The following is a 15,520-nucleotide window of genomic DNA, read 5'->3' as shown; positions in this document are numbered from 1 at the left end:
CCTTTTTTGATGTAATCATTTAAAATTGGCGCGTTTTTAAAATCATAAAGAGAGCTTTACATGAATTTTCAGCGTATGACTGACCTTAACTTAACAGGCAAACGTGTCCTTATTCGTGAAGATTTAAACGTTCCTGTCAAAAATGGTGTGATTACTAGTGATGCTCGCTTACGTGCAGCATTACCAACGATTAAAGCTGCTTTAGATAAAGGCGCAGCAGTGATGGTATTTTCGCATCTAGGTCGTCCTGTTGAAGGTGAACCAAAGCCAGAACAATCACTTGCACCAGTCGCTGCATATTTAACAGAAGTATTAGGGCAAGAAGTTAAATTATTAACAGACTATCTAGAAGGCGTTGAAGTTGAAGCTGGTCAAGTTGTACTACTTGAGAATGTGCGCTTTAACCATGGCGAAAAGAAAAATAATCCAGAGCTTGCACAAAAATATGCTGCATTATGTGACGTATTTGTTATGGATGCATTTGGTACTGCTCATCGTGCAGAAGCATCTACTGAAGGTGTAGCTCGTTTTGCTCCAGTTGCTGCTGCTGGTCCTTTGTTGGCTGCTGAGTTGGATGCATTAGGTCGTGCAATGCAAACTCCTGAAAAACCAATGGTTGCAATTGTTGCTGGTTCGAAAGTTTCAACTAAACTTGATGTTTTAAACTCACTTTCTAGTATTTGCGATCAACTTATTGTTGGCGGTGGTATTGCAAATACATTCTTGGCAGCTGCTGGTTTTAACGTTGGTAAATCATTATATGAAGCTGACTTGGTTGAAACTGCAAAACAAATCGCTGCTAAAGTAAGCGTTCCACTTCCTACAGATGTTGTAGTTGCTGATGCATCGCAAATTAATTTTGAAGATTTCTTAGGTTCTTTAGCAGCAGCTCAGGCTGTAGTGAAGAAAGTAGAAGATGTGACTGCAAATGATATGATTTTAGACGTTGGTCCGGAAACTGCTAAAGCATTTGCTGATATTTTAACAACATCAAAAACGATTCTTTGGAACGGTCCAGTTGGCGTATTTGAAGTAGATCAATTTGGTGAGGGTACCAAAGCTCTTTCTCTTGCTGTTGCTCAGTCTGAAGGTTTCTCAATCGCTGGTGGTGGAGATACATTAGCTGCGATTGATAAATATAACGTAGCTGACCAAATTGGTTATATTTCTACAGGTGGTGGTGCATTCCTTGAATTTGTTGAAGGGAAAACATTACCAGCAGTTGCTGTTTTACTTGAACGTGCTTAATACTGTTATATAGAAATGACAAGGGATTGGGTAACCAATCCCTTTTTCATTGATAAGTCATGAAACTGTCATATATCTGAAATAAAATAATGAGCATTAAATCACCAACTGTGGAAAATAGTGATGAATTTAAAGCTTACATTTGCTGCTGTGTTAATTGTACCGATGATGTTGACTGCTTGTGCTAAGAAAGATGAAGCATCTCAAGCTGGACAAGAATCGGCAGCTTCTACTGCTGTTTCTGAAAAAGTAACGCCTGAGCAACAAGCAGCAATTGATGCGATTGATAAGCCAGTTCTAGATGAAAAGAATACAGATGTGGTTGAAGGTAGTGCGCCAAGTGAGGCGGCTGCTTCAGAAACACATTAATTTGTTGTTTTTTGTTAAAAAATCCCTGCAAATGCAGGGATTTTTTTTGAAATACTGTGATTTGTTGCTGAATTGAAATAAATGACAGGGTAGAATAAGCCGCACTACCTGGGAGGATATTATGGCACTCATTTCAATGCGCCAGCTCTTGGATCACGCTGCTGAACATAACTACGGCGTACCAGCATTTAACGTAAATAACTTAGAACAAATGCGTGCAATTATGCTTGCCGCGGATGCAACCAATTCACCTGTAATTGTTCAAGCATCAGCTGGAGCTCGCAAATATGCAGGCGCTCCATTCTTACGCCATCTTATTTTGGCTGCAATTGAAGAATGGCCGCATATTCCAGTGGTAATGCATCAAGACCATGGAACAAGCCCTGATATCTGTCAGCGTTCAATTCAGCTTGGCTTTAGCTCAGTAATGATGGACGGTTCATTAGGTACAGATGGTAAAACACCTACTTCTTACGAATACAACGTTGATGTAACTCGTAATGTTGTTGCTTTAGCGCATGCGTGCGGTGTTTCTGTCGAAGGTGAGATTGGCTGTTTAGGTAGCCTTGAAACTGGTATGGCTGGCGAAGAAGACGGTGTTGGTGCTGAAGGTGTCCTTGATCACTCACAACTTCTTACTTCAGTTGAAGAAGCGACTCAGTTTGTTGCCGATACTAATGTAGATGCATTGGCGATTGCTGTAGGTACTTCACATGGTGCTTACAAATTCACTCGTCCACCTACAGGCGATATTTTGGCGATTGACCGCATTAAAGAAATTCATGCGGCGTTACCAAATACTCATCTTGTTATGCATGGCTCAAGTTCTGTGCCGCAAGAGTGGTTGAAAGTAATCAATGAGTTTGGCGGTGATATTAAAGAGACTTATGGTGTACCTGTTGAACAGCTTGTAGAAGCAATCAAACATGGTGTACGTAAGATTAATATCGATACAGACTTGCGTTTAGCATCTACTGGTGCAATTCGTCAGTTTATGGCTGAAAATCCAGCTGAGTTCGATCCACGTAAATACTTTGCTAAAACTGTAGATTCAATGAAGCAAATTTGTATTGATCGTTATGAAGCGTTTGGTACAGCTGGTAATGCTGACAAGATCCGCCCAATTTCTTTAGAGAAAATGGTTGATCGTTATAAATAATTCCCGCTAGGGTTTAATTTATAGAAACCGGTTATTTATATAACCGGTTTTTTATTAGATAAATTTCATTCAAAAAAACCTGTGATAAACACAGGTTTTGATAAAGACAAAAAGACTTACTTTTGTAAGTTCTTTTTGTCTAGACTTGGGTCTTTGATTTCTACATAGGCATTTGCACGCACTTCACGCAACCAGCTATCAATCTCGGTGTTAAATTGGCGTTCACCTAAAATTTGACGTGCCATACGTTCTTGATATTCATGTGTCATATCTTTTTCACGTTTCTCAGTCACTTGTAAGATATGCCAGCCGAATTGAGTTTGGAAAGGTTCGCTGATTTCACCTACAGGAATTTCCTGCATTTTTTTGTCAAATTCAGGCACCATCATTCCAGGTGTTACCCAACCTAGACTTCCGCCATCACGCGCTGAACCTGTGTCGTTAGAATAAGTCGCTGCAAGTGTTGCAAAATCTGCACCAGATTTTAAGCGTTTATAGATGTTATCAATAATTTGCTTGGCATTCTCAAGAGTAACTACTTCAGATGGTTGAATGAGAATGTGGCGGGTTTGAAATTGAGGTACTAAAGCTTTTTGCTCATTTTGTTTACGTTCAAGAAGCTTTAAAACATGTACACCATCACGTACGGAAACTAAGTCAGTTGTTTGACCATCTTGTAATGGAGTAATACGAGCCGCAAGTTCAGCAGGAATATCAGACAGTGGGCGGAACCCCATGTCTGCACCTTCAACTTTTACATTTGCAGTTGAAAGTTTTTTCAAAGCATTTATATCATTACTTTGTGCAAGCTTTGAACGGACTTCTTGAGCTACAGATTGAACTTCTTGTGCATTGTCACCAGAAATGCGCATATGAATTACATGTGCTTGATTACCTAGCGCAGCTTGTCCCTGAGGTGATTTTAAGAAGTTTTCTACATCTTGATCACTAATTTTAATACGAGACATCACTTGTTGTTGGCGCAAACGGCTAATCGCTAAATCTTCAGCGATTCGATTGCGCAAACTTTCATAAGTTCCCGGAGCCATAGCATCTAATTTTTGCTGAAAAGCTTCTAAACTTTTAGAGCCAGATTGATTTGCTACTTTAAGTACAGCTTCATTTAAGCTCTTTTCATCAGGTTTAATGCCATATTTTTTAACTTGTTCAAGTTGAGCTTGACGCAAAATTAACTGATCCAATACCTGAAACTGTAAATATTGTTGAGGTGGCACTTCTTTCTTTTGAGCTTGCAGTTCATGAGCTGCTTCAGCCATACCTTGTTGAAGATCGCTTTTTAAAATTACGCTATTGTCCACAATTGCCACAACTTCATCAGCGGGTTGGGCAAAACTATGCATTGATGAAGAGATTAGGGCAGCAAGTGTAGTTGCTTTAAAAAACTGTTTAAGATGCTTTGTCTTCATTAACGTTGTGTCCAAGATTGATTAATTTTGTTAAAACCTAAAACGCGATTTTCAAGTAAAGACGCGAGTTTATTGTTTAAACCACCTAAACCTTTTAGTGTAATTTCGGCCATGATCGCCCGCTTTTCACTAACATCTGGAGATTTTGGATCGTCAAGATCGTTATAGTATGAACGGCCATAGACGGAAATACCCCAGCAACATGACTCATAGTTAACTCCTAGCAAGAGTTCACGGGCAACATCATTGTCCATGTCATATTGTACGTGGCCCATAATACGCCAATTATCTTTAATTGGTTGTATAAACGATGCAACAACTTGGTCATAAGTATCTTGACGACCGGTAATTTCTTTACGATAGAAATAGCCTAAGTTGTATAAATTTCCTTTATCACCAGTATAGTAAAGTTGGAAGTCACGTTGAGCATTGTCACCATTCGACATCCATGCTGAGTTGGCAGCAATGGTAAAGTTTTGATTAAGCTGGCTTGATAGACTTACAACAGGACCAGTGTTACGCTCGGTATCAAATTCATCTTGCTGTTTTAATGTGACACGACGATCTTCGAAATAGTAACTTTGACCAACACTTGCACGTAAGCGTTCTAAGCCTACTGTATCAAAGAGGCTATAACTTACACCCAATGACAAGAAGTTGTTGTCTTCAAGACGATCATGTCCATAAAAACGATATGGGTTAAATAGCTGATCATAACTAATTGATGCACTTGTCGAATCAAAGTTAGGGTAGCCATCTTGATTTTTGTAAGGAGCGTACGCATAGAAAGCGCGTGGTGTAAGTGTTTGTAAATACTTACCTTCACGTTCAAAGTTCAGTCCAGTATCCAGTGTAAATTGAGGTACAACAACTGATTTATTTTCCGAACCGCCATCTAGATTTTGAGAGGCGATACTGTCCTTATCATAAAACGTTTGAATAGAGCGTACTGAAACTTCAGGAATCACAAAAGCTGCTGGTGTGCGGTAGTTATAGCGTGTTGCGAACTGGTTATAAATACGTGTACCACTACTTTCCTGAGCTGAATCATCATTAATTGATTTCTTAAAGTAAGCAGTATCGTTATTAAATTCGTATTGTAAGCCTAATGGATTACCCGTGACGTAATTTAATAAAAACTGTGGTAAACGGGCATAAGGTTTATCTACGTCTAGAACTTCTGGATCAAGCGTCTGGAAATCTTCGACTTTAAGCTGTGCTTTTAAACCCGGAATACCATGTTGATAGTTAAGTTCCCAAGCTCTACGTAAGTTAAGATCTGTTTTAGAGTTAGGACTGCTATCCAAGTCAGAGAAATAATCTTTATCTGATGCATAGTTATATTCGAGGTTAGTAGACCATTGATCATTGATATCCCAATTATGTAAAAAATGGAAATCTTTACGATCTTTGTCATCATAACCTTTGTCAGATGGCAAGATGCCACCCCACATTTCACCAGCACCAAAGCCATCAGTTAAATATCTAAATTCACCTTTTAGCATTGCACCGCGGTCTGCTAAATATCGCGGAGTAAGTGTCAAATCATAGTTAGGTGCAAGGTTTAAATAAACCGGAACAGAAAGCTCAACACCCCCATCGTTTGAGAAACCAAATTGTGGGTTGAGGATACCTGTAGTACGGCGGTCATCAATCGGGAAGTTAAAATAGGGAACAGCTAGAACAGGAACGTCCTTAACATATAATTTTGTTCCACGAGTTACGCCGCGTCCAGTTTCCTGATTTAACTCAATTTTATTGGCTTGGATTTTCCAACCGGGTTTTTGGCCTGGTGGGCAAGTCGTATAGGTTGCATCATTAAGAACCATAACGTTTGATGAGGTTCTTTCGATTTTTCCTGCGTGACCATGGGCATGTTGCTGTTCAGAAATATAAAAACTATTGTCTAAATTCCCGGTTTGGGTTTTTAGATTGTAATTAATTTCATCACTCTGCGAAAGTAACCCGCCTTGAGCTAACTGTACTCGACCTTGTGCATGCGCAAAGGTTTGGGTCTTATCAATCGTTACTTTGTCAGCACGAACTGTGCGTCCTTCCTGATCAATAACAACATCACCTTCTAAAACAGAATCACCCGCTGGATTGTAATGTCCGTAGTTAGCCGTAACGACAGAAGTCGCTTTGTCGGCATCTAAAGCTTTGGTCTCAGGATTAATCGGTGTAACCCATGTGCCTTGGCAAAATGCCGAGCTTAAATATTTATTGTCACGAAGCTGAGCTTCAGGTGCAGATTTATCAACATAATATTGCTGAAAGAATTCTTGACCTGGGTAAGCTTCCTTGATGCTCGCTTTAAGTTGATTATTGTCTATATTGGAGACAACATCAGTTGACTCAGCATAACTTGATTGTATGGAGCCACATAAGAGCGTAAAAATAGCTGTCGCTAAAGGATTAAATTTAAACTGATGCTTCATTGTCTCATTAACCAAGTATGCTAATTCACAATTAATTATTGTCGCATCATAGAGAAAAAGTTTATAAGTGGCTACACTTAACCCTTCAAAAATCTCAGCTTGTTTTAGATTTTATTGCAAATGAATACACAACGTGAACAATTGATATATACATGGCTTACATCTGTTCTTGAAAATGATCAATTTAAGATCGCTTTTTTAGCAGGTGATGCAAGCTTCCGCCGTTATGCGCGTATCGAGTTACAAAATAAAACGTATATGCTCATGGATGCCCCTCCAGAAAAAGAAGACTGTGTTCCGTTTGTGACCATTGACGAGTTTTTTGCGAGCCATGGCGTACGTGTGCCTCAGATCGTCGCGAAAGATCTGGCTCAAGGTTTTCTATTGTTAGAAGACTTTGGTGATGTGCTTTTGTCGACATTATTAACTAATGAAACTGTTGATAAATACTACGAACAAAGTTTTAAACAGCTTATTCAATTGCAGTCTATTGACGGGACTAATCAGTTCCCAGCTTATTCTTACGAAAAATTAATGTCGGAAATGCAGCTACTTACAGACTGGATGTTGCCGTCGCTTTCTATCCAGCCGACTGCTGAACAGAAAAAAACGATTGATAATGCATTTGATTTCTTGGCTCATGCTGCATTAGCCCAACCTCAAGTTATTGTACATCGAGATTTTCATAGTCGAAATTTGATGAAAATTACCGATGAGCAAGAATTAGGGGTAATCGACTTCCAAGATGCTGTTATTGGTGCTGATACATATGACCTAATTTCGATTACTCGTGATGCGTATGTTCAATGGAACGCTGATCGTGTTTATCAATGGTTTAAAGTGTTTTATGACCTGTTGCCAGCGTCGACTAAACAAAATCGTAGCTTTGATCAATTTAAACGTGATGCCGATTTAATGGCGATTCAACGCCATATTAAAATTCTAGGTATTTTTGTTCGCTTGTTTGAACGTGATGGGAAGTCGGGTTATTTGAAGGATTTACCACGTGTCATGTGGTATTTACTCGAAGAAAGCCGTGGTTACGCTGAGCTTGAAGAGTTTATGGTATTTATGAATAACATCGTGATGCCTAAATTTATCGAGAAATATGGTAGCTATGAGGTTGCAGCATAATGAAAGCAATGATTCTTGCTGCTGGCTTGGGCAATCGTATGCGTCCACTTACGCTATATACACCAAAGCCTCTGCTTGAGGTGGGTGGTAAACCGCTTATTGTGTGGCATATTGAAAAACTTAAGAAAATTGGTGTGACTGAAATAGTCATCAATTCTGCATGGTTGGCCGATAAACTCATCAGTAGTTTGGGCGATGGCTCTCAATTTGGTGTGGATATCCGTTGGACACGAGAGGAAGAAGGTCTGGAAACAGCTGGTGGAATTATTAATGCTTTACCACTGCTTGGAACAGATCCGTTTATTCTGGTGAACGGAGATGTATGGACCACAATGGATTTTGAATCTCTACGCCATATTAAGCTAAATGATGATTTGGCACATCTTGTGTTAGTTGATAATCCGAAACAACATCCTGAAGGCGACTTTACATTATTGGATGGACGCGCTTTTGCATTCGATCAAGACGTGGAGGGTGAGAATCTTACTTTTAGTGGTGTATCTGTTATTCATCCTAAGCTTTTTGATGGATTGGAAGCTGGTAAACGTCCGTTAGCCCCATTGTTGAAGCAAGCTATGCACAATCAAAAAATATCTGGTGAAAAGCTTAAAGGTGCATGGGTAGATGTGGGAACGCCTGAGCGCTTAATGGAGCTAGATTTGCAAATTCGTGAAGGCTTCTACGATTAACTGCGTAATCCCTAATCGTTAACTAGTGTTCCACGATGCATAAATGGGTATACTTTGTTTTAAATTTTACTTAGATGTTATCTGTTTATGCATCCGTTTTTTCAAGAGTTACAACAGGGTAGTCAAAAATTAGGTTTATCGCTTAGCGATGAAGCTTTGACATTATTGTTGAAGTATCAAGATGCTTTGGTACTTTGGAACAAAGCTTATAATCTAACAGCGATTCGTGATCCGAAAGAAATGTTAGTGAAGCATTTGTTGGATAGCCTAAGTATTTTGAAAGATTTGCCAGCAGGCCGTTTGCTCGATGTAGGTACAGGTGGTGGCATGCCAGGCATGATCATTGCTTTATGTCAGCCAGAACGCTCTTGTGTATTGCTTGATTCAAATGGTAAGAAAATTCGTTTTTTGAAACAGTTTATTGCTGACCTTAAGCTTAAAAACGTAATAGCTGTGCAAACGCGTGTTGAAAATCAAGATACAATTGATGAACTTGGCCAATTTGATGTAATAACAAGTCGTGCATTTGCATCATTAACAGATTTTGTTGAGGCTGCGCGTCCATATTTACATGAGCAGAGTATAATTGCCGCGATGAAAGGACTGATTCCAGTTGAAGAAATGGAAGAGCTTAAGCAGGAATTTTCATGTAAAGTGATTGAACTGCATGTACCGAGACTTGATGAACAACGTCATTTACTTTTACTTCAACGAATTTAAATAAAAAGTATTAGGGTTACCATGGCTCAAATTATTGCGATTGCAAACCAAAAGGGTGGTGTTGGTAAAACAACGACTGCAGTAAATCTTGCAGCGTCACTAGCTGTATTGAAAAAACGTGTGCTACTTGTCGATATAGATTCGCAAGGTAATGCTACGATGGGGTCTGGTATTCAAAAGAATGATCTACTTTACTCAATTACGGATGTGTTATTGGGTGAAGTGCCAATCGAAACGGCAATTCAAAAAGCTGAGGTTGGATATAAAGTTTTGGGTTCAAACCGTGAACTTTCTGGTGTCGAGCTTGCCATTGCAGAGCAAGAAGGTCGTGAGTTCATTTTAAAGAATGCTTTGAATGAAATCCGGGACTCATTCGATTACATTATTGTTGATTGTGCGCCTAGCTTAAGTTTAATTACCGTGAATGCCTTAGCTGCAGTAGATGGTGTAATTATTCCAATGCAATGCGAATACTATGCATTAGAAGGTTTGGCAGATTTAACTCAAACAATCGATCGTATTCAAAAAGCGTTAAATCCAGATTTGGAAATTATTGGTGTTTTACGCACCATGTATGATGCGCGTAATGCCTTAACTCGCGATGTATCTGCTGAGTTGGAACAATATTTTGGTAAGAAACTCTACGATACTGTGATTCCACGTAATGTTCGTTTGGCTGAAGCTCCAGCGCATGGTTTGCCAGTGATTTATTTTGAAAAAAGTTCGAAAGGTGCAGTTGCATACTTAAATCTTGCGGCTGAGATGTTGAAGAAAAGTAAAGTGAAGAAAGGAAGTAAAGTATGAGCATCAAAAAACGCGGATTGGCGAAAGGTCGTGGTTTAGATGCATTACTTGGTTCAATTCAAAAAGAAAAATTACAACTAGAAGCTCAAGCGCTTGATCATGGTCAGTTAAAGCAAATTGACGTGAAGTTGTTGAAACGAGGTGAATATCAACCACGTCGTTTTATCCATGAGCATGATTTGCAAGAGTTGGCATCCTCTATTGAAAAACATGGGGTAATGCAGCCAATTGTTATTCGTCCTGTAGATGATGAAGCTCATCCTTACGAAATTATTGCAGGTGAGCGTCGTTGGCGCGCAGCTCAAATTGCTGGCTTAACGGAAATCCCTGCAATTGTTCGTGATTTAAATGATCAGGTTGCTATTGCTTTAGCACTTATTGAAAATATTCAACGTCAAGATTTAAACCCGATTGATCAAGCGTTGGCGCTACAACGATTCCATGATGAATTCGGTTTAAGCCATCAAGAAATTGCTGATACAGTCGGTAAAGCAAGAACAACGGTAAGTAATTTATTACGTCTGTTGAGCTTGGCTGATGATATTAAGGAGTTTATGCAGCAAGGCCAGCTTGATATGGGGCATGCTCGTGCCATCTTAACTTTAAAGGGCAAAGAACAACTTGAAGTTGCAAAAATTGTAATTGAGAAGGGATTATCTGTTCGTCAGACTGAGCAGTTAGTGCGCGATTGGAACGAGCCTAAACAGGAAAAGGAAAAAGCTCCTGTTGCACCAGACATTGAGCAACTAACTCAGAAATTATCAGAACGTTTTGGTGCCAATGTTAAAATTGATCATAACCAGAAAGGTAAAGGTAAGCTTGTTATTCACTATCATACCTTAGATGAGTTAGATGGTATTTTGAATATTTGTTTACCAGATTAATTCTAAGTTAGGTCATATATTTCTAATTTATATTCTTGGGGAAGAAAATATGTGGGAACTTGTGAAAGCGGGCGGCTGGTTAATGCTGCCTTTAATTTTGTGTTCAATTTTAACCGTCGCAATTAGTATTGAGCGTTTTGTACGTTTAAGACGTTCACAAGTTTTACCTAAAGTACTAATGAATGATGGCAGTGCAGATATTTCTGTTGTCATAATAAATTTGGAACAGGATACTAATGCGCAAAGCACGGCATTGGGCAATATTCTAAAAGCTGGTTTTGAGCATCAGGAACATGGCGAACAATTTGCTCGAGCACAAATGGAAGCTATGGCTTCTCAAGAAATTTCTTATTTAGAAAAAAATATTAACTTCTTAGGGACCTTAAGTGCTATAGCACCTCTACTAGGGCTGCTTGGAACAGTTGTGGGAATTATTGAGTCTTTTTTGGTTATTGATTTTGGTTCGGCAGGTAGTCCTAGTTTAATGATTCCCGGTATTTCCAAGGCTTTGATCACAACAGCAGTTGGTATGCTCATTGCAATTCCTGCACTTATTTCCTATCGATATTTTCAAAGAGTAGTGCAAGATTATATTGCTGAGTTAGAGCAACAATCTACGCTATTTCATGCCTCATTGTTTTACAAACGTTCTTCAGTCATGCAAGAACATCGCCGCGTTGGTTGATGGGTAGATCGCAATATGAAGTTTAAACGTTCTCAGGTTGAAGACATTCATATCAATCTAACACCTATGATTGACTGTTTATTGTTCATTCTAGTGTTTTTATTGTTATCTACCACTTTTAATCAGCCAAGTCGCATCAATTTAACTTTACCAGATGCACAAGGTGTTCCACCAAAACAGTACGATCATAAAATTGAAGTCGTGGTAGACTCTAGCGGACATTACGCCGTGAATGGTCAAGCGCTATCTACCAAAGATGTGGCTGATTTGAGCACTGCAATTAAGCAAATTGCTCAAGAGCGACGTGACTTTATGTTTATCATTGCTGCTGATGCAAAAGCATCCCATCAGGATGTTATTCGTGTTATGGATGTAGCAGGACAACTCGGTTTTGTTAACATCAATATTAGTACCAAAGTTCCTTCTAGAGGTTTTTCTGAGTGAATCAAGATTTTAAGGTTTATTTGCGTCTCATATCCTATTTAAAACCTTATTGGGGCGTGGCCTTATTAGTTCTTATCGGGTTCGGTATGAACTCAGCAACGGAGGTTTCTGTTGCTAAGCTCATTAAATTTATTATTGATGCAATTCAAAATGCGAGTAGAGCGGATCTGGATTGGTTCCCTTTATTAATCATTTTATTGGTATTCTTCCGTGGCCTTGGCCTATTTATGGGGGGATACTATACGGCTGTGATCTCGCGTAGTTTGGTTTTTAGTATTCGCCAAGAAGTTTATGCAAAACTTCTAAGACTACCGGCTCAATATTATCTTGATAACTCTTCGGGACATATTACTGCCAAAATTATGTATAACGTCGAGCAACTTACAGCTGCTTCATCTGAATCATTAAAGACCATTGTTCGCGATGGCATGATTACGTTGGGGTTGTTAGGTTATTTATTCTATACCAATTGGCGTTTAACAATTTGTATTATGGTGTTCTTACCTGTGATTGGGATTTTGGTGCGTAAAGCTTCAAAAAGAATGCGCAAACTTTCGATGCAAGTTCAGGACACTATGGGGGATGTTAACCATGTAGTGCAAGAAAGTATTAATGGTAATGCAGTTGTTAAAAGTTTCGCTGGTGAAGAGTCAGAACAAGAGCGTTTCTATAAGTCATCGGAAGAAAACTTAAAACGTGGTTTAAAAATGGTGATTGTGCAAAACCTAAATAGTCCTGTTGTTCAAGTAGTGATGGCTTGCGCAATGGCTCTAATTGTATGGTTAGCATTAAGACCACAAATTTTAGGGAATACAACTGCTGGTGAGTTTGTTGCATATATTACGGCAGCAGGGTTACTTTCAAAGCCTGTTAAAAACTTGACAGATGTGAACGAAAAGTTACAGCGGGGTTTAGCAGCTGCACACTCAGTTTTTGAATTATTAGATTTACCTGAAGAGCAAAATAGTGGTGAACTTAAACCGCAGTTGCAAGGTGCAATTCGTTTTGACCATGTTGTACTTAACTATGCTGACGGTACGCAAGCGATTAAAGACTTTTCTTTAGATATTCGTCCAGGCGAAACTGTTGCATTGGTAGGGCGCTCTGGTGCTGGTAAAACTTCTTTAGTGAACATGTTGGTACGTTTCCAAGAAGTCTCAAGTGGTCAAATTTATTTAGATGATTTGCCAATACGTGATATTGAGCTTTCAAGTTTGCGTACACAAATTGCAATGGTAAATCAGCAAGTTGTTTTGTTTAACCGAACTGTACGTGAAAACATTGCTTATGGGCAGTTACATAATGCAAGTGATGAAGACGTAATAGCTGCAGCAAAGGCTGCTTATGCCCACGACTTTATTATGAACTTACCAAATGGCTACGATACTGTTTTGGGTGCTCAAGGTCTAAATTTATCGGGTGGTCAACGTCAACGTATTGCAATTGCTCGTGCAATTTTGAAAAATGCCCCAATTCTCATTTTGGATGAGGCGACAAGTGCGCTTGATAATGAATCTGAACACTTTATTCAACAAGCATTTGATGAAGCTATGCAAGATCGTACAACGATTGTGATTGCTCACCGTCTATCAACCATTGAAAATGCGGATCGTATTGTTGTGATGGACCGCGGACAAATTGTTGAACAAGGTACTCATCAAGAATTACTTGCTAAGCACGGTGCTTATTATCAATTACATCAGCGTAATTTTGAGGACCATTAAGTATGTCTTTAGCCCAGCTGATCCAAAATGCATGGAATAAGCAATCAAGTTGGTTGATTGTTTTACGTCCTTTGTCTTGCTTGTATCGTGCTGGGTTTTTACTAAATCGTTATCTTTATAGTTCAGGCTTTAAAAAAGTTTATACCGCACCTGTGCCGGTCATGGTAATTGGCAATATTACGGTGGGGGGAAGTGGAAAAACTCCATTATTAATAGAGCTGGTCAATTATCTAAAGCAGCATAATGTAAAGGTAGGGGTAATTAGTAGAGGCTATGGTGGAGCTGGCCCTTTTCCTATGTTGGTAACATCGGCCAGTCAAGCAGCTGAAGCAGGAGATGAACCTGCTTTGATTGTACAGTCAACTGGCGTATCTATGGCAGTAGGACCCAGTAGACAAGCTGCAATCGAGTTATTATTAGCATCGACTAAACTAGATTTAATTATTAGTGATGATGGATTGCAACATTGGGCATTAGATCGTCAGATAGAATGGATCGTACTTGATCAAAATCGTGGCCTTGGAAATAGAAAGTTATTACCAGAGGGATATTTACGTGAACCTGCGGAACGTTTAAAAACTAGTACGGTAATTGAGCATACTTTCACACCAACAACTACATTGCATATGCATCTTGATGCAGGGCAGCCTTACTTATTGAATCCTTCTTCGGCAACTGAATTATCATTCAATATTCAAAATAATTACCATGCAGTAGTCGGTATTGGTTTTCCTCAGCGCTTTTACCAAACACTTAAAGGTTTAGGGGTGAAACAATTTCAAGAGCATGCTTTTCGTGATCATCATGATTACAGTATTGATGATCTCATTTTTAATGATGATCTGCCGATTATTACAACAGAAAAAGATGCGGTTAAATTTTTGCCATTGCTTGAAAAATATCCAGACTTTAAACGTTCTATCTGGGTTGTACCTGTTAAAGCTGTTTTGTCTACAGAGTGCTATCAGATTTTAAATCAACAATTGCAAAAGCTTGATATTCAAATATCTTAGGAAGAAAAAATGAAACATATCGTCATTCCAGCACGCTTCTCAAGTTCGCGTTTGCCAGGTAAGCCATTGTTACTTATTCATGATCGTCCTATGATTTTACGAGTAGTGGATCAAGCAAAAAAAGTTGAAGGTTTCGATGACCTATGTGTAGCAACGGACGATGAACGTATCGCTGAAATATGTCGTGCAGAGGGCGTTGATGTTGTTTTAACAAGTGCAGACCATCCATCAGGAACAGATCGTTTAAGTGAAGTTGCTCGTATTAAAGGATGGGATGCTGATGACATTATTGTAAACGTACAAGGCGATGAGCCATTACTGCCAGCCCAGCTTGTTCAGCAAGTTGCAAAGCTTTTGGTTGATAAGCCAAACTGTTCAATGTCTACATTATGTGAGCCTATTCATGCGTTGGATGAATTTCAGCGTGATAGTATCGTAAAAGTAGTCATGTCTAAACAAAATGAAGCATTATATTTTAGTCGTGCAACGATCCCTTATGATCGAGATAGTGCTAAACAAGCTGAACCAACTTTACATAGCCAAGCATTTCGTCATTTAGGTTTATATGCTTATCGTGTGAGCTTATTACAAGAATATGTTACATGGGAAATGGGTAAACTTGAAAAGCTCGAGAGTCTTGAGCAATTGCGTGTTTTGGAAAATGGTCATCGAATTGCAATTGCTGTAGCCGAAGCCAATTTGCCACCAGGTGTGGATACTCAAACTGATCTTGATCGCTTAAATAATATGCCTGTTGAATCTTTTGAATAAGCGTTAATTTT

The 15,520-nt window shown here is 39.1% G+C and carries 15 protein-coding genes; 13 read left to right on the top strand and 2 right to left on the bottom strand.

What is annotated here, in order from left to right; all coding sequences use genetic code 11:
- The first annotated feature begins 60 nt into the window (after positions 1 to 60).
- The 3 genes from HJG58_RS01850 to fba all read left to right on the top strand — a co-directional run bounded on the left by HJG58_RS01850 (position 61) and on the right by fba (position 2,776).
- Positions 61 to 1,248, top strand: coding sequence for a phosphoglycerate kinase (locus HJG58_RS01850; RefSeq protein WP_170247726.1), 1,188 nt, complete (start codon positions 61 to 63; stop codon positions 1,246 to 1,248).
- 123 nt (positions 1,249 to 1,371) lie between these two features.
- Positions 1,372 to 1,617, top strand: coding sequence for a hypothetical protein (locus HJG58_RS01845; protein WP_004642615.1), 246 nt, complete (start codon positions 1,372 to 1,374; stop codon positions 1,615 to 1,617).
- A 121-nt stretch (positions 1,618 to 1,738) separates the two neighbouring features.
- Positions 1,739 to 2,776: a class II fructose-bisphosphate aldolase gene (gene fba / locus HJG58_RS01840; protein ID WP_002121428.1), complete on the top strand. Its 1,038-nt coding sequence runs from the start codon at positions 1,739 to 1,741 to the stop codon at positions 2,774 to 2,776.
- 116 nt (positions 2,777 to 2,892) lie between these two features.
- On the opposite strand, the gene HJG58_RS01835 is transcribed toward fba, so the two are convergent.
- Together HJG58_RS01835 and HJG58_RS01830 are read right to left on the bottom strand one after the other, a co-directional pair.
- Positions 2,893 to 4,203 (bottom strand): peptidylprolyl isomerase, encoded by a 1,311-nt coding sequence (locus tag HJG58_RS01835; RefSeq protein WP_170247725.1) that lies wholly within the window; start codon positions 4,201 to 4,203, stop codon positions 2,893 to 2,895.
- Positions 4,203 to 6,641, bottom strand: a complete 2,439-nt coding sequence (locus tag HJG58_RS01830; RefSeq protein ID WP_170247724.1) for an LPS-assembly protein LptD — start codon at positions 6,639 to 6,641, stop codon at positions 4,203 to 4,205. Before HJG58_RS01830 ends, HJG58_RS01835 begins: the two co-directional genes overlap by 1 nt.
- A gap of 120 nt (positions 6,642 to 6,761) precedes the next feature.
- Here HJG58_RS01830 and HJG58_RS01825 point away from each other — a divergent pair, with 120 nt between their 5' ends.
- From HJG58_RS01825 to kdsB, 10 genes are all read left to right on the top strand, one after another.
- Entirely contained in the window at positions 6,762 to 7,775 is a 1,014-nt protein-coding gene (locus tag HJG58_RS01825) for an aminoglycoside phosphotransferase family protein (protein WP_063098710.1), read from the top strand.
- Positions 7,775 to 8,464, top strand: coding sequence for an N-acetylmuramate alpha-1-phosphate uridylyltransferase MurU (murU, locus tag HJG58_RS01820; protein WP_170247723.1), 690 nt, complete (start codon positions 7,775 to 7,777; stop codon positions 8,462 to 8,464). Before HJG58_RS01825 ends, murU begins: the two co-directional genes overlap by 1 nt.
- Before the next feature lie 87 nt (positions 8,465 to 8,551).
- Positions 8,552 to 9,184: a 16S rRNA (guanine(527)-N(7))-methyltransferase RsmG gene (rsmG, locus tag HJG58_RS01815; protein WP_000553193.1), complete on the top strand. Its 633-nt coding sequence runs from the start codon at positions 8,552 to 8,554 to the stop codon at positions 9,182 to 9,184.
- A 21-nt stretch (positions 9,185 to 9,205) separates the two neighbouring features.
- Positions 9,206 to 9,988 carry a ParA family protein gene (locus HJG58_RS01810; protein WP_000057212.1) on the top strand — a complete coding sequence of 261 codons (783 nt, stop codon included), beginning with the start codon at positions 9,206 to 9,208 and terminating at the stop codon, positions 9,986 to 9,988.
- Complete coding sequence (locus HJG58_RS01805) at positions 9,985 to 10,872, top strand: ParB/RepB/Spo0J family partition protein (protein ID WP_170247722.1); 888 nt, start codon at positions 9,985 to 9,987, stop codon at positions 10,870 to 10,872. Before HJG58_RS01810 ends, HJG58_RS01805 begins: the two co-directional genes overlap by 4 nt.
- A 49-nt stretch (positions 10,873 to 10,921) precedes the next feature.
- Positions 10,922 to 11,557, top strand: a complete 636-nt coding sequence (locus HJG58_RS01800; RefSeq protein ID WP_133238728.1) for a MotA/TolQ/ExbB proton channel family protein — start codon at positions 10,922 to 10,924, stop codon at positions 11,555 to 11,557.
- Between the two features lie 15 nt (positions 11,558 to 11,572).
- Positions 11,573 to 12,001, top strand: a complete 429-nt coding sequence (locus HJG58_RS01795) for an ExbD/TolR family protein (RefSeq protein WP_000669684.1) — start codon at positions 11,573 to 11,575, stop codon at positions 11,999 to 12,001.
- Positions 11,998 to 13,725 carry a lipid A export permease/ATP-binding protein MsbA gene (gene msbA / locus HJG58_RS01790; RefSeq protein WP_001070729.1) on the top strand — a complete coding sequence of 576 codons (1,728 nt, stop codon included), beginning with the start codon at positions 11,998 to 12,000 and terminating at the stop codon, positions 13,723 to 13,725. The genes HJG58_RS01795 and msbA overlap by 4 nt, the downstream gene beginning before the upstream one ends.
- A 2-nt stretch (positions 13,726 to 13,727) precedes the next feature.
- Positions 13,728 to 14,738, top strand: coding sequence for a tetraacyldisaccharide 4'-kinase (gene lpxK / locus HJG58_RS01785; protein ID WP_170247721.1), 1,011 nt, complete (start codon positions 13,728 to 13,730; stop codon positions 14,736 to 14,738).
- Between the two features lie 9 nt (positions 14,739 to 14,747).
- Entirely contained in the window at positions 14,748 to 15,509 is a 762-nt protein-coding gene (gene kdsB, locus HJG58_RS01780) for a 3-deoxy-manno-octulosonate cytidylyltransferase (protein WP_170247720.1), read from the top strand.
- The last annotated feature ends 11 nt before the right edge of the window (positions 15,510 to 15,520 follow it).

Origin of the sequence: Acinetobacter geminorum (genome assembly GCF_013009345.1) — a bacterium.
GTDB classification, from domain to species: Bacteria; Pseudomonadota; Gammaproteobacteria; order Pseudomonadales; family Moraxellaceae; genus Acinetobacter; species Acinetobacter geminorum.
Note: the sequence above shows the minus strand (reverse complement) of the source record. Positions and strands in the feature narration are given on the sequence as shown.

Bases quoted from the DNA above. Each gene is read 5' to 3' on its own strand.
- HJG58_RS01850 (WP_170247726.1), top strand. From the start codon at position 61: ATGAATTTTCAGCGTATGACTGACCTTAACTTAACAGGCAAACGTGTC.
- HJG58_RS01845 (WP_004642615.1), top strand. From the start codon at position 1,372: ATGAATTTAAAGCTTACATTTGCTGCTGTGTTAATTGTACCGATGATG.
- fba (WP_002121428.1), top strand. From the start codon at position 1,739: ATGGCACTCATTTCAATGCGCCAGCTCTTGGATCACGCTGCTGAACAT.
- HJG58_RS01835 (WP_170247725.1), bottom strand. From the start codon at position 4,203: ATGAAGACAAAGCATCTTAAACAGTTTTTTAAAGCAACTACACTTGCT.
- HJG58_RS01830 (WP_170247724.1), bottom strand. From the start codon at position 6,641: ATGAAGCATCAGTTTAAATTTAATCCTTTAGCGACAGCTATTTTTACG.
- HJG58_RS01825 (WP_063098710.1), top strand. From the start codon at position 6,762: ATGAATACACAACGTGAACAATTGATATATACATGGCTTACATCTGTT.
- murU (WP_170247723.1), top strand. From the start codon at position 7,775: ATGAAAGCAATGATTCTTGCTGCTGGCTTGGGCAATCGTATGCGTCCA.
- rsmG (WP_000553193.1), top strand. From the start codon at position 8,552: ATGCATCCGTTTTTTCAAGAGTTACAACAGGGTAGTCAAAAATTAGGT.
- HJG58_RS01810 (WP_000057212.1), top strand. From the start codon at position 9,206: ATGGCTCAAATTATTGCGATTGCAAACCAAAAGGGTGGTGTTGGTAAA.
- HJG58_RS01805 (WP_170247722.1), top strand. From the start codon at position 9,985: ATGAGCATCAAAAAACGCGGATTGGCGAAAGGTCGTGGTTTAGATGCA.
- HJG58_RS01800 (WP_133238728.1), top strand. From the start codon at position 10,922: ATGTGGGAACTTGTGAAAGCGGGCGGCTGGTTAATGCTGCCTTTAATT.
- HJG58_RS01795 (WP_000669684.1), top strand. From the start codon at position 11,573: ATGAAGTTTAAACGTTCTCAGGTTGAAGACATTCATATCAATCTAACA.
- lpxK (WP_170247721.1), top strand. From the start codon at position 13,728: ATGTCTTTAGCCCAGCTGATCCAAAATGCATGGAATAAGCAATCAAGT.
- kdsB (WP_170247720.1), top strand. From the start codon at position 14,748: ATGAAACATATCGTCATTCCAGCACGCTTCTCAAGTTCGCGTTTGCCA.